The sequence below is a fragment of the Flavonifractor sp. HCP28S3_F3 genome, assembly GCF_052065355.1.
Classification (GTDB): Bacteria; Bacillota; Clostridia; order Oscillospirales; family Oscillospiraceae; genus Flavonifractor.
In genome coordinates, this window is record NZ_JBQHUF010000013.1 from 71,991 (window position 1) to 86,350 (window position 14,360).

The window sequence follows — 14,360 nt, forward strand, 5'->3', positions numbered from 1 at the left end:
CATGCTGATGTGCATCTTCATTGTAATGGCTTTTTTGGTGAAAACAAGGGAATTCCAGTTAAGAGCAAACTAATTAGCAAATAACCAGGTGACTGGAGGAAGGATTTCGGGTAGGATTATTTTGTGAGATTTTATCTAGTTAAAAGGAAACATTGATATGTTGTCATAAGGGGTGTTGTAATTATGAAATTGGTTGTCGTAGGCGGAGTTGCCGGCGGTGCCTCCGCAGCGGCCCGTGTGCGCAGACTGGATGAACAAGCGGAAATCACCATTTTAGAACGTGGTGCTCATGTATCTTTTTCCAATTGTTCTCTGCCCTATTATCTGAGCGGCATCGTGGAGGATGAGGATGACTTGCTCATGATGACACCGGAGGAGTTTCAGAAGAAGCATAACATTTGCGTCAAAGTCCACAGCGAAGTGGTGGCCATCCACCGGGCCGACAAGCGGGTAACTGTGAAGAATACTGTGACAGGTGAATGCAGCGAGTACAATTATGATAAGCTGGTTCTGGCCCCTGGTGCGGCACCTGTTCTGCCCCGCAATATTGCAGGTATTAATGGCGAGAGAGTGTACACCATTCGAAACGTTACTGATATTGCCCGGGTAAAGGCTTGTATGGATCAGCAGGACACCCGGGAGGTGGTAATCGTCGGCGGGGGCTTTGTGGGCATCGAGGCCGCTGAAAATCTGTGCCTGGCCGGTAAAAAGGTCACCCTGCTGGAAGGTACGGGGCAGATCCTGACTCCCTTTGACTCCGATATGGTGCAGATGCTTCACAAGGAGCTGCTGGACCATGGGGTTACGCTTCATCTGCGCAGTACGGTCACTGCCATTGGCCCAGATGGAGTGACCGCCGAGCGGGATGGCCGGAGGTTTACTGTCCCGGCCGACGCGGTAATCATGTCCATTGGCGTGAAACCGGAGAGCGAGCTGGCCCGACAAGCCGGCCTGGAGCTTGGAGCTACCGGCGGCATTCAGGTAAACGCCCACATGCAGACCAGCGACCCCGACATTTATGCTGTGGGCGATGCGGTCGAGATTTTCTCGCGGCAAACCGGAAAACCGGGGCGGCTGGCCCTGGCTGGTCCAGCCCAGCGGCAGGCCCGTATTGCCGCGGATCATATCTGCGGCCTTCCATCAGCCTATAAGGGATTCATCGGGTCCTCCTGCATCCGTGTGTTTAACCTCAACGGGGCGGTAACCGGTCTCAATGAGCGGAGCGCGGAAGCTGCGGGTATTCGGTGGGATCAGGTTACTGTCTTTGCCTCTGATAAGGTGCAAATTATGCCGGACAGCCACTATCTGGCCCTGAAACTTCTTTTCGAGGTGCCTACAGGCCGACTGCTGGGTGCTCAGGCGATTGGACTCGGTGAGGCAGACAAGCGGGTGGATGTTATTGCAGCCTTGATTGGTATGGGCGGTACGCTGGATGATCTGCTGGACTTTGAGCACTGCTACGCCCCCCTGTTCTCCACCGCTAAGGATGTGGTGCACATGGCGGCAATGGTGGCCACTAATGTATGCTCAGGCCGAATCCGGCAGGTGCCTGTCAGCCAGGTGCGGAGCCTGGCAGAGAGCGGTGCCTATATCATTGACGTGCGCGAGGTCCAGGAATTTGAAAACGGCCACATCAAAGGAGCCCATAACATTCCCTTGTCTACCTTGCGCCAGCGGCTGGATGAGATTCCACGGGACCGGCCGGTATACCTGCATTGCCGCTCCAGCCAGCGCTCTTATTATGCGTGCTGCTGCCTGAGAGGGCACGGCTTCGAGCAGGTGTTCAACATTAGCGGGTCCTTCCTGGGCATCAGTCTGTATGAGTATTTTACCGACCAGCAGGAGGGCCGGGAGCCCATTGTGACGGCCTACAATTTTAACTAATACAGAGAATCTCTCCGCAGGTATAAATAACAGCGGGCAGGAAGAAGCATTAGCGGCTTCTTCCTGCCCGCTGTTGTGCTCTCAAATTATGGAGAGAGGCACGAAAGGACTGTTACCTTCTGTCGTTCATGGCGCAAATGGTGGCCATCTGGATGCCGGCACCTCTGACAAGAAAGTGGATATTCAGTACTGTGCGCACATCGTCAAAATAACTCTCCATCCTGGGGGTTCCAGACCACCATTCCGGGCAGCGGCCGGAAAAGGCAGCGGCCTGCTGAGGAAAATCCATGCCTGACAGATAGGCAAAGATGTTTTCCTCCTTATTCAGACTGTATTTGCTCACGGCATATGCACCCGGGGGCAGGCGAATACATACGTCCACGCTAATTTCATCTTTAAACTCGTGGATGGCGCTTTTCACCTGATCCATGCCGCTCCCGGGCTGACACAAGGACAACAGTTGATCCTTTGCGTTGGATACAAAGAGTTTAAGCACTGGCTGCTTCTCCCTTGTATCACGAATCACACAGCATTGGCCTCTCTTGCTGATGATGCTGCCCCTGGTGTGAGAAATAGCTTGACAGAGATAAAAGGCGGGCTTGCAGACCCCATTAGCGGTTACCAGGGCATTTTCGCCCCGGAGTACTCCAGTACCAGTATCCGAGTCTCTCAGGAAAACCTCCAGCGTGCCGCCGTTCCCCTGAAGACAATGTTGGAACAGATAAATGGGATAGAGGATGGTGTCGTACCCAGCAGACACAGCAGGCAGGGTGCCGGACTTTGCCCGGCTCTGTATGGAGAGACCGGTCATCTGCAGCAGTTGAGTCACAGCGGAAAGCAGCTCAGGATCGTCCCCGTCCTGATACAGCAGCACCACCTGCCATGGCTCCAGACTCTCCAGCAGGGAAAACATCCGCATACCCAGCGCCTGGTAGTCTTCCACGGTAACGATCACTGTCAGTTTCTGCTCAAAATACCCCTGGGCGGGTGCGTCGGCATCTACGTTGACCTCCAGATTAATACTGGATATTACAGCGTCGTCGCACTTTTTCATATTGTAATTGGCATAAACCCGCCGGATCAAGGAGACAGCCTGATTTCCGGGCAGCGGTTTCATAACGGCCGGGCGAAGATCCCCTTTCACCAGAGGCATATAGTAGGCTCGGTGTTCCTCCGGAGTGCGCTTAAACCACTTCTGGAAGTATTTCTTATAATACGCTGTGGTGGAAAAGCCCACCTCACGGGCAATGCGGCTGATTTTTGCATCGCTGTCCAGAAGAGGGATTTCAGACCACTCTACCCGGGCAAAGCACAGAAAATCACGAAAGTTCATGCCTGTGAAGCGCTTTATCAGGTGAGACAGGTGGAAGGTGTTGAGGTGTTCCATGGCGCTTAGATCTTCCAGCGTGATGTTGTCTGCATAGTACTGGTAGATATACTGGCTGATGCGGCTGATGCGCTCAATGGCCACAGGATTGCTTTTATCAAAGTCCACTACCACATCTTTGTCAAAAGAGAACAGGTTAAAATATTTGTCCAGATGCTTGATGGTATTTGCCATTAAGTAGATACACTCGCTTCTGTAGTTAAAGCTGCGGGTGGTGTGCTTAAGCAGGATCTGCAGGAGCAGTTCTCGCAGCAAGTCGTGTTTCTTTCCCTCTGGCCGGCGGCTGTATGTGCGATAGCATGACTTGCTGAGATTGGGAAAAAACTGCGAGTAATAGTGGGTGCTGATTTGAAGCTGAGCTACTACATTATCCGGGCTGATGGCGTAGAGACTATGCACCTCGTGGCCAGAATTTACAAATGTATCCCCAGCATGTAGCTCGTACCAGCAATAGCCGTTTTTCAACCGTATAGAACCTTGAAGCACATAGATGATCTCAATGTCCAAGTGGTAGTGGAGCGGGTCTTCCGTGATATTTGCCACGGTGATATTCATAGGGAAATCATCTGCATAGGTGAGGCGCTCCAGCAGCATGTTATCACCCTCTTTCGACAGAGTTTTTTCTATACTATATCAGAATCCTCCTGCCTGCAACCTCTGCTCCGCTCAGAATCGCAAAATAATTTAATTTTACAGCAAACTAAATGTTGCTGGGAAGAAGCGCGCCATATAAAATAGGTCTGCAATGAAAGATAATGATACGGTTATGGCCAGCAAGGAGGTTGCTTTAGATGAACGAACGGCTGCAGAGAATGAGAAACAAGCTGTACAATTCTCGCCCCTGCATTACAGCAGAGCGTTTGGAACTGGCTACACAGGCCTATCAGAAATTTGCCGGTGATGCCACGCCTATTTTCCGGGCCAAGGTGGTCAACTATATCATGGAGCACATGACAACCCTGATCATGGACGACGAACTAATTGTGGGTACGCCCACCAACAAATATCGGGGCGCTAACCTCCATCCTGAATTCCAGTCCAGCTCCTGGTATGTCAGTGATATTGACAAATTCCCCAGCCGAACCAAGGACCCCTATGATATTTCTTCGGAAGACCGGGCATCTATTTTGGAAAATCTCAAGTACTGGGAAGGGCGTTCCATGGAGGATCTCTCCAAGACCGCTCTGCCTAAGCATATTCTGGAGGCCTGCAGCGACGACATTATTACCGTTGGCTTAACCAACGGTGTTTCCGGAGAGACCCTCTGCGACCACGCCAAGCTGCTGTCTGTGGGTCTCAAAGGCTATATGGAAGAATGTCAGCGCAATATCGACAACACCCCCGGCACCTGCTGGGAAGACCAGAAAAAAATTGATTTTTGGAATGCCTGCATTATCCAGTGCCATGGTTTGATTACCTATGCCCACCGCATGGCTGATGAGGCCGAGCGGCAGGCTGCCGCCTGCGCTGATTCTAAGCGGAAGGCTGAGCTGCTCACTATCGCGGAAAATTGCCGGGTCGTACCGGAAAATCCCCCGAAAAACTTCTATCAAGCCCTCCAGCTGGTGTGGTTTGTCCACGTCTACTTTCACATTGAGGTGTGCACCACTGCCTGTGGATTTGGCCGCTTTGACCAGTATATGTGGCCTTTCTATGAGAAAGATGTACTGATTGACAAGTCGCTCAGCAAGGACGAGGCAATGGAACTGCTGGAGTGCCTTTATCTGAAAGCATGCGAGGTCTTTGAAGTCCGGGATCAGTGGTATGCCACTTCTTTTGCAGGCTATCCTATGTGGGAAATCCTCATCGTGGGGGGACAGACCCCTGACGGGAAGGACGCCACCAACGAGCTGTCCTATCTATGCCTGGATGCCGCCGACGAGCTGCGGACCACCCAGCCGGTCATGGCGGTGCGGGTGTGGAGCGGTACACCGGAGGCCCTAATCCGCAAGGGCTGCAAAATGATACAAGAGGGGCAGGCCAACCCCGGCTTCTTCAACGACGACACCGCCATGAAAATGGCCATGGGCAAGGGGTGTACTCTGGAAGAGGCACGGGACTGGACCATTGTGGGCTGCATTCAGCCAGGCCCCGGCGGTGGTGGTACCGACGGTTCCCCTGACGCAGGCTATGTCAACATGGGCAAAATGCTGGAATTCGTCCTATACAACGGAGTAGATCCGAAGACCGGCAAGCTTATGGGACTTCAGACCGGCGATCCCCGCGGCTTCAAGACCGTGGAGGAGTTCAAAGATGCCCTCAAAGCCCAGATTCTCTATCACTATGACCTGGTCCGCACCGGATACAACATCATGCAGAGCATTCATATGATACGTTATCCGGTCATCTTTGCCAGTATGGTCACCCGAGGCTGTGTGGAGAGTGGCCGGTCAGTACAGGAGGGCGGTGCCAGGTACAGTACCGCCGGGCTGTATGTTACCGGCGCAGCCAATCTGGCAGACTCCATTGTGGCAATTGAGAAGTGCGTGTTCGAGGATAAGGACTTTACCATGGATCAGTTGATCCAGGCTTTGAGCAAAAACTTCGAGGGTGAAGAACGCATGCGCCAGCTCCTGCTGAATAAACCCGCTAAGTTCGGCAATGATGATCCCCATGTAGACGGCATCTATCGGGAGATGATGCACTTTGTGGCTGATCATGTGCAGACTTGGCGTGATGCCAGAGGCGGATATTACTCGTTTAACGTCCACTCCCAGACGGTAAATGTATCTCACGGTGCAGCCTGCGGCGCCACGCCTGACGGCCGGCTGGATGGGGAGCCCCTGTGCGACAACGCCTCCCCTATGATGGGGCGGGACGTTAAGGGACCCACTGCTACTGTAAAATCCGTGGCAGCTATGGAGCAGTCCGCTTTTCACGATGGTGCACTCTTCAATTTGCGCTTTGATCCTCAGGGAGTGGCCGGAGAAAAAGGCCTGCAGTCTATTGAGGGCATTATCAAGACGTTCTTTGCCAATGGCGGTGAGCACATTCAAATCAACGTGGTAGATGACGAGACGCTGCTGGATGCCCAGAAGCACCCAGAGAAACACAAGGGCCTGATGGTTCGCGTGGCGGGTTATATGGCTTACTTTACTGAACTGGATAAGAGTGCACAAGACGCCATTATTTACCGCACAACGCATTTAAAGCACGCATAAATGACAGGGACCAAAGGAGAGCTTATGGAGAAGAAAGAACCGCGTGTTCTGGTGGGTTCCATACAGAAATTCTCCACGGAAGATGGCCCAGGTATCCGCACAACCGTATTTCTGAAGGGATGCCCTCTGCACTGCCGCTGGTGCCACAATCCGGAGTTAATTGGTTACGGACAGCAGCTGATTCGCATGCCCAACAACTGTATCCGTTGCGGCTACTGCCTGGAACACTGCCCCCAGGATGCGTTCTATGTGGATAGCGACGAGCGCATCAACATTCACCGGGATAGGTGTAACCTCTGCATGACATGTACGGAGTTCTGCTATGCTGATGCGCTGCGCCCCGTTGCACGTCCTATGACAGCGGAGGAAGTCCTCCGGGAAGTCGTTCAGGACAAGGACTTTTACGACCAGACCGGGGGCGGTATGACGGTAAGCGGCGGGGAGATACTTAGTCACGTGCCTTTTGTGTCAGAGCTGACGGAGTTGGCAGGCAAGGCCGGAATCCGCGTCTGCCTGGATACCTGCGGATATGGTGACGGCGATGCACTAATGAGTCTGGCCAGACGGGAGGTCGTGACAGATATTCTCTACGACATGAAATCTGTTGACGATCAGATACACAGAGGATACACTGGCCGCAGCAACTCACTTATTTTAGAAAATCTAAGGCGACTGGCTTCAGATCCTCTGATTCGCGACAAAATTCTGATGCGTATGCCGTTAATCAGCGGAGTGAACGACCTTCAGGATATCATCTGCCGGACTGCTGAGCTCTATCGCCAGTATGGCCTTCGGCGGGTAACCCTGCTGCCCTACCACGATTTAGGTGTGTCCAAGAGTATCAACATAGGCCAAGCGCCGGAGCGGTTCTCCCCACCGCGTCCAGAGCGCATAGAGGAAATTCGGCGGTATTTTGAGACTCAGGCAGATATGGACGTGGAAATTTTAGGGGCTGCCAGGCAATAAATATGCGTACGGGCATATTTCGGTTATCCCAAAGTTCAACCCCTCCCTCGTAGGCCGAAATCCGCTGGAATTGTAAGATTCCAGCGGATTTCGGCACCGCTTCTGATGCAATGCGGCCCAGTGAGGCACGATGTCGCTAACACCTGACTGTTACGGCATGCCGGGTCCGCCGATTATATCTGCGAGTGGTTAACCTGCTTGCGGCCAGCTTTATAATTCGAAGCTCTATTAATTTTGGAAGTTCAGATGGTGTCGGCGATTTAAGCGGCGATGCCCTGTTTTATGGCTTAATTACATAACCAACTGCATACATGGCGGAGATAATTGAAAACTAAATAAAGTGCATGAAAAAGGAAGCCTGTCCCAGCGGGACAGGCTTCCTTTGCTTATATACGGAGAAAACATGTGGCACATCAGGTATCCCGTATGCCATAGGTGCGGGCCAGGTGAAGCACTTTATTTGCCCAATTGAAATGTGTCTTATACTCATTCATCCGCGTAGCATTCGTGCTGGAGGAGACCAGCAGGTCACGGGATTGGCTCCAGCCAGTAATATCGCAGGCGTCTTCATAGTCCTGAGGAGAGACTTTCAGCATATCATTGACCACCGGGATCTGGTTCGGGTGGATCACCGTTTTTCCGATGAAGCCGCTGAGCAGGTCCAGAGACAGCTCTCGCCGCAGACCCTCTTCCCAGCCCTCGCCGGAGTAATACTCCCACACCGGACCGGAGACAACATACTGGGTGGAGAAGGTGGTAACGATGTCCACCAGCAGGTTAGCCACCGGCTTGACGTCATAAATCGTGTCATGGACTGTCCGCCGCAGTCCAAAGGCATGGGAGAGGTCGTTTCCACCCACCCGGATATTTAGGATCTGGTCTGATACGGCATCCAGTTCCTCCTTTACACGGGCCAGGTTTTCATAGCGGGTGTGGAGAGGAAGCATGGTGGGGGACTCAAATATGGGCATATACCGGTAGTCGGGGCAGAATGCGGCAATGTCCTGAATGGCCTGAATATAGGCCTGGCAGTTTTCAATGAAAAATTTGGGCAGGATAAAGCCGCGGAGAATGTGGGCAAAGGGACGGCAGGCGGCGGCCAGCTTTCGCAGCTGCTGAGGAGAGCGCACCCGGACAAAAATGTGCGGAAGATAGAAGTCCGCCTCTGCACGGCTGCGGCTGATTTCGGCCAAATTCTGGAGGAGCTCTTGCTCGGCTGCCTCCACCGCGTTCTCTGGCACAGTGTCCTCCAGACAAAAGGCCAGGGAGAAGGGCTTGGGATATTGCTCCCGCCGCAGTGCGCTGGCAATGGTCTCATGGCCGCGGGCCGGACAGTACATCAGAGCGCCCACGTCATAACCGCTGAGTTGCTCCATCATCACAATGCCCCTTTACAAGTAAAAATCATACCCCGCAGGCAGGGGGACAACCTAATAATTTTACCACAAAAAAGAGCGGGAAGAAATGAAAAGAATATTAAAATTTCCGATGGCGCAAATCGGCCGTTTTATTGGGCCGTGGATGGTTCTTCAAGTTGAAAAAAATCTGAGAGATGCTATAATGGTGATACTTCAATACTTCAGTTGGGGAATTTTAATGGCATGCTGAGACATATCATACCGGAAAAACTGAATGACCTTTTCCTGCCCCTCTCCGGCCGGAGAGAACGGGGGGTTTATTTCTGCCGGATTGCAGGCTGCTCCCCCGCGGTGGTGGACTTTCTCAAAGCCTACTACCAGTCGGCCAGACGGACGGGGGTCATTATTGACGGCAAAATCCCCAACCCCGACGTGAACAACCTGGCCTATTTCTCAGAGATGATGGGGCAGGATTTTCAGCTGGACCGGACCTTTCTGGACGGCAAGCTGTGCAAATGGCTGCCTCGGATGGCTGCCCCCCAGCGGCAGATCGTGGTAGAGGCCATCTTTTCCACCCTGCAGGACATGCTGCGGGGCGGCAAGAATGAAAACATGCTGCGCAACGCCTACATCAAGTACATGTGCTGGCTCTACTACAAGTTTGAGCGGATCGTCAACCGTCTGGGGGCGGACACCCTGCCCCAGATCCTGTACGACGGCGCCATCAGCCAATATGAGCTGCAGCTGCTCACTGTGCTGTCTCGGGCAGGGGCCGACATCGTTCTGCTGGAGCGGGGAGGAGATGCCCCTTATCAGCAGCTGGACCCCCGGTCGGAGCTGTCCTCCCTGTATCAGGAGCCGGGCATGACGGCTTTTCCCGATACCTTTAATTTAAAGTGGCTTCAGGAGGAGATGAACCGGGAGGCAAACCGCCAGCGGCTGTACGGCGCGGCGCCTGCCGTCCGGGCCTGCACCAACGCCTGGATGAAACAGCCGGAGGTCAAAGAACTGCTTACCGGCGCCCAGGGCCGGGGAAGCGACCCGGGCTTTTTCTACAATGGATTTCTGATCCAGTACGGTGTGGAGGACAAGCTGCTCTTCTCCAACGACATGTTCTCCTTCTATAAGCAATTGAAAAGCGGACAACGGCGGGTGTGTCTGGTGAACGGCGGGATCCCCGCTCCCACGCCGGAGGAGATCTCCGCCATCAAGCGGCAGAACTATACAAATGTGGAGCAGCTGGCGGCGGGGCTGGTGCCCAATATCCAGTACGCCGCCAACCTGGAGCTGCAGCGGCTGATGGTGAAGGCCTTCCTGGACCTGGTGCTGGAGGAGGCCCGGGAGCCGGGCAGCACGGTCTCCCGACTGACCAACAAGGCGGTCTATCTGCTGGCGTGGCTGCGGCGATACCAGAAGGAGCTGTTCTCCAACTGGCAGATGCCGGAGGTGGGGGTGTTCCTCCTCTTCGGCCGGTGTGCCACCGCCAACGAGGCGCTGTTCCTGCGGCTGCTGGCCCGGCTGCCGGTGGATGTGCTGGTCCTGCTGCCCGACCTGAACCAGGGCTGCTCTCTCCGGGACCCCGCCCTGCTGGAGCTGCGGTATGAGCAGTCCCTCTCCATGGAGCGCTTTCCTGTGGAACCCTCCCAGGTGCGGGTGAGTACGGCGGCCTATCAGGCCGAGCGGGACCTGGACACCTTGATGTATCAGGACTCGGGGATGTACCGCAATCAGCAGTACGGCAAGGCGGAGGCAGTCACCCTGCGTACCATGTACGAGGAGATCTCCATCCTGTGGGACCAGGAGCTGAAGTACCGCCCCAGCTTTTCGGTGGTGGATCAGACCGTTACCATGCCGGTACTGCTGGAAAAGATCTGCGGTGTAAAGGACGGGCAGATCAACGCCTATTGGCTGGAGATCAAAAAGCTGCTTACCCCGGATACCCTGGTGGTCCGGGACGTGCCCTGGCTGAAGGGGACGGACGCAAACCCCATGAAACCGTTTGCGACCCAGTTTCTCAAAAACGGGCGGCTGCAGCGCAATAAAATTAAGGAACATAAGGCCTATCCCTATGGCATTCTCCGGGGAGAGATGCAGGAGCACCTGCTGGACAAGCTCCAGCTGCTGCTGGACCAGAAGGTGGTGGCGGGCACCTACCAGAACGGCACAGAGTATACCGTGGTGGCTACCGCCCTCAATCTGAACCGTGACCTGCTGCGTCTCATCCAGAAGTTTGACTTTACCAAAAAGAATCCCAAGCTCATTATCATCAATACCACGGAGAAGATCCTGTCTTTGGAGGACAGCATCCTGGTAGCCTACCTCAACCTAATAGGATTTGACATTTTGTTTTTTGTACCCACCGGATACCAGTGTGTTGAAAAATACCTGCCGGAGGGCTATGTGAACGAACAGCAGATCGGCGAATACCTGTATGACTTGTCCGTTCCGGACTTCCACTCCGTCCAGGAGAGCGGACTGAGTTCCATCAGAAGACTATTTGGAAGGAGTACTTGACTATGGGATTGGATTTCAGCAGACCGACCTCCAGTGCACTGCCCGATCAGGGACAGGCCGGGGCTGCGCCTCCGGCGGAGCAGGAGAACTACCAGCAGTATGACATTGTGGCCGACCGGCAGGAGATGAACCAGGCCCTGACCAACTCTCCCGAGGTGGACCGGCTGGCTAGCCAGATCGAGGTCTATAACCTGGAGACCATTGTCTCCTTCGGTGCCGGTGCAGCGGAGGAAATCTCCAAATGCTCCGACGTGGTGCTCAACAGCATGAATATGTCCCAGCTGGACGAATCCAGCGCCATGCTCACCACCCTGGCCAAGATCATGGACAAGTTTGATATCGAGGAGATCAAGGAGAATCCCGGCCTGTTCGGCAAGCTCTTTGGCAACCTGCGCAAGCAGCTGGACAAGATCCTGGCAAAGTACCACACCATGGGCCAGGAGGTGGACAAGATCTATGTCCAGCTCAAGCAGTATGAGACTGAGATCAAGCAGTCCAACCGCAAGCTGGAGGAGATGTTCCAGGCCAATGTGAACTACTACCACGAGCTGGTGAAGTATATCCTGGCCGGTGAGCAGGGCTGCCGGGAGCTGGAGGCCTATATTGCCCAGCGGCAGGCGGATATGGAGGCTACCGGGGACAACTCCATCCAGTTTGAGCTGACCACCCTCAACCAAGCTCTGATGATGCTGGAGCAGCGGACCCAGGACCTGCGCACCGCCGAGAACGTGGCCATGCAGGCCATTCCCATGATCAAGACCATGCAGTTCAGCAATATGAACCTGGTGCGCAAGATCAACTCGGCCTTCATCATCACCCTGCCGGTGTTCAAGCAGGCCCTGACTCAGGCCATCATGCTCAAGCGCCAGCGCATCCAGGCGGAGGCCATGTCCGCCCTGGACGCCAAGACCAACGAGATGCTCATCCGCAACGCCCAGAATACCGCCGAGCAGTCCAAGATGACTGCCCGTCTGGCTTCGGGCAGCTCCATTAAGATCGAAACCCTGGAGCGTACCTGGCAGACCATCGTCTCCGGTATCGACGAGACCCGGCAGATTCAGGAGAACGCACGTAAGCAGCGGGTGGACGACCAGAAGCGGCTGGAGGCCATCAAGGCGGATTTCAATTCCAGGTATAGTATGCCTGAGAAGAAATAAAGAAACAGACTTGGGAAATAAGGAGGATTAAAAGTATGCCTATCAATCTGACTAAGGGACAGAAGGTCGATCTGACCAAGGGGAATCCGGGGCTGACCAAGATCGTGGTGGGCCTGGGCTGGGACGTCAATGCCTTTGACTCCGGCGCGGCCTTCGATCTGGACGCTGCGGCCTTCATGACCAACGCCTCCGGCAAGTGCCCCACCGAGAAGGAATTTGTGTTCTACGGTAACCTGGAGCACACCAGCGGCTCCGTCAAGCACATGGGTGATAACCTGACCGGCGAAGGCGACGGCGACGACGAGCAGATTGTTGTGGATCTCTCCAAGGTGCCCGCCAATGTGGAGCGCATTGCTTTCACCGTCACCATTTACGACGCCGAGAGCCGCAACCAGAACTTTGGCCAGGTCTCCAATTCCTACATCCACATTCAGGACCTGGTGTCCGGCACCGATCTGATCCGGTACGACCTGGGAGAGGACTTCTCCATTGAGACCGCCATCGTAGTAGGCGAGCTCTACCGCCACAACGGCGAGTGGAAGTTCAACGCGATCGGCAGCGGCTTCCAGGGCGGCTTGGCGGCCCTGTGCGGGCATTACGGAATCGAAGTGGCGTAAGGAGGAAGGATACGATGCCTGTCAGCTTGAAAAAAGGTCAAAAGGTCAGCCTTACCAAGGACAATCCGGGCCTGAGCCGGGTTGTGGTAGGCCTGGGCTGGGATGTGAACGCGTTTGATACCGGCGGGGCCTTTGACCTGGACGCGGCGGCCTTTCTGCTGGGCGACAACGGCAAGACCACCCGCAGCGAGGACTTTGTATTCTACGGCAATCTGAAGCACCCCTCCGGTGCGGTGGAGCATCTGGGCGATAACCTGACCGGTGTGGGCGACGGCGACGACGAGCAGATCAAGGTGGATCTCACTCGGGTTCCTGAGAACATCAGCCGGGTGGCCTTTACCGTCACGATCTATGAGGCGGAGGAGCGCCGGCAGAATTTTGGCCAGGTGAACAACGCCTTTATCCGGATCTATGACGAGACCAACGGCCAGGAGCTGCTGCGCTACGACCTGGGAGAGGACTTTTCCATTGAGACGGCGGCGGTGTTCGGCGAGCTCTATAAGAACAACGGCGAATGGAAATTCAACGCCATCGGCAGCGGCTATCAGGGTGGCCTGGCAGCCCTGTGCGCCAACTATGGGGTTGAGGTAGAATAAGAGAAAACCATGGCCATCGAACCCTGGACCAGGCGTTCCATCGGGGACGTTCCTGGATGGCCGGGGGAAGTAAGGAGGAAAAAATATGTCTGTTAGTTTGCAAAAGGGCCAGAAGGTCAGCCTGACCAAGGAGGGCAAGGAGGGCCTGAATCAGGTAATTGTGGGCCTGGGCTGGGACGAGGCTCAGCCCAGCAAGGGCGGCCTGTTCGGCGGACTGTTCAGCGCCAAGCCCCAGGCCATCGACTGCGATGCCTCCGCTCTTATGCTGCGGAACGGAAAGCTGATGGACGGAAAGGACATCATCTATTTCGGCAACCTGCAGCATCCGTCCCGGTCGGTCAGACATATGGGCGACAACCTGACCGGTGCGGGTGAGGGAGATGACGAGCAGATCGTCATCCAGCTCCAGCAGGTGCCTGCCGAGTACGACCGCATCGTGTTCGTAGTGAATATCTACCAGGCAGTGCAGCGGAACCAGAATTTCGGCATGATCCGCAACGCCTTTATCCGCATTGTGGATGCCCGCAACAACCAGGAGCTGTGCCGGTACAACCTGTCCGAGAACTACAACGGCATGACTGCCATGATCTTCGGTGAGGCATACCGCCACAACGGCGAGTGGAAGTTTAACGCCATCGGGCAGGCCACCACCGACCCCGGCCTGCCGGAGCTGTGCCGTCGCTACATGTAAGTTGACCCTTCATTTCTGTTTCAAAAAAT

General features: G+C 54.8%; 10 protein-coding genes. 8 read left to right on the forward strand and 2 right to left on the reverse strand.

Features of this window, described 5'->3' with window-relative positions; translation table 11 throughout:
* Positions 1-183: 183 nt before the first annotated feature.
* The gene (locus tag ACTNB1_RS11815) at positions 184-1,884 is read left to right on the forward strand and encodes an FAD-dependent oxidoreductase (RefSeq protein WP_441169715.1); all 1,701 of its coding nucleotides are present in this window, start codon (positions 184-186) and stop codon (positions 1,882-1,884) included.
* 112 nt (positions 1,885-1,996) lie between these two features.
* Here ACTNB1_RS11815 and ACTNB1_RS11820 read toward each other — a convergent pair whose 3' ends face one another.
* Positions 1,997-3,865: a helix-turn-helix domain-containing protein gene (locus ACTNB1_RS11820; RefSeq protein WP_441169717.1), complete on the reverse strand. Its 1,869-nt coding sequence runs from the start codon at positions 3,863-3,865 to the stop codon at positions 1,997-1,999.
* Between the two features lie 197 nt (positions 3,866-4,062).
* Here ACTNB1_RS11820 and ACTNB1_RS11825 point away from each other — a divergent pair, with 197 nt between their 5' ends.
* Both ACTNB1_RS11825 and ACTNB1_RS11830 read left to right on the forward strand, forming a co-directional pair.
* Entirely contained in the window at positions 4,063-6,432 is a 2,370-nt protein-coding gene (locus tag ACTNB1_RS11825) for a glycyl radical protein (protein WP_441169719.1), read from the forward strand.
* Positions 6,433-6,456: 24 nt separating this feature from the next.
* Positions 6,457-7,398: a glycyl-radical enzyme activating protein gene (locus tag ACTNB1_RS11830; RefSeq protein WP_441169721.1), complete on the forward strand. Its 942-nt coding sequence runs from the start codon at positions 6,457-6,459 to the stop codon at positions 7,396-7,398.
* Positions 7,399-7,811: 413 nt separating this feature from the next.
* On the opposite strand, the gene ACTNB1_RS11835 is transcribed toward ACTNB1_RS11830, so the two are convergent.
* Positions 7,812-8,777, reverse strand: a complete 966-nt coding sequence (locus ACTNB1_RS11835) for an HpcH/HpaI aldolase/citrate lyase family protein (protein ID WP_441169723.1) — start codon at positions 8,775-8,777, stop codon at positions 7,812-7,814.
* Positions 8,778-8,999: 222 nt separating this feature from the next.
* Here ACTNB1_RS11835 and ACTNB1_RS11840 point away from each other — a divergent pair, with 222 nt between their 5' ends.
* From ACTNB1_RS11840 to ACTNB1_RS11860, 5 genes are all read left to right on the forward strand, one after another.
* Positions 9,000-11,270, forward strand: a complete 2,271-nt coding sequence (locus ACTNB1_RS11840) for a YceG family protein (RefSeq protein WP_441169725.1) — start codon at positions 9,000-9,002, stop codon at positions 11,268-11,270.
* A gap of 2 nt (positions 11,271-11,272) precedes the next feature.
* Positions 11,273-12,427, forward strand: coding sequence for a toxic anion resistance protein (locus ACTNB1_RS11845; protein WP_441169727.1), 1,155 nt, complete (start codon positions 11,273-11,275; stop codon positions 12,425-12,427).
* Positions 12,428-12,462: 35 nt separating this feature from the next.
* On the forward strand, positions 12,463-13,044 hold the full coding sequence (locus tag ACTNB1_RS11850; protein ID WP_441169729.1) for a TerD family protein: 582 nt from the start codon (positions 12,463-12,465) through the stop codon (positions 13,042-13,044).
* A 14-nt stretch (positions 13,045-13,058) separates the two neighbouring features.
* On the forward strand, positions 13,059-13,640 hold the full coding sequence (locus tag ACTNB1_RS11855; protein ID WP_441169730.1) for a TerD family protein: 582 nt from the start codon (positions 13,059-13,061) through the stop codon (positions 13,638-13,640).
* An 85-nt stretch (positions 13,641-13,725) separates the two neighbouring features.
* The gene (locus tag ACTNB1_RS11860; protein ID WP_441169732.1) at positions 13,726-14,331 is read left to right on the forward strand and encodes a TerD family protein; all 606 of its coding nucleotides are present in this window, start codon (positions 13,726-13,728) and stop codon (positions 14,329-14,331) included.
* The last annotated feature ends 29 nt before the right edge of the window (positions 14,332-14,360 follow it).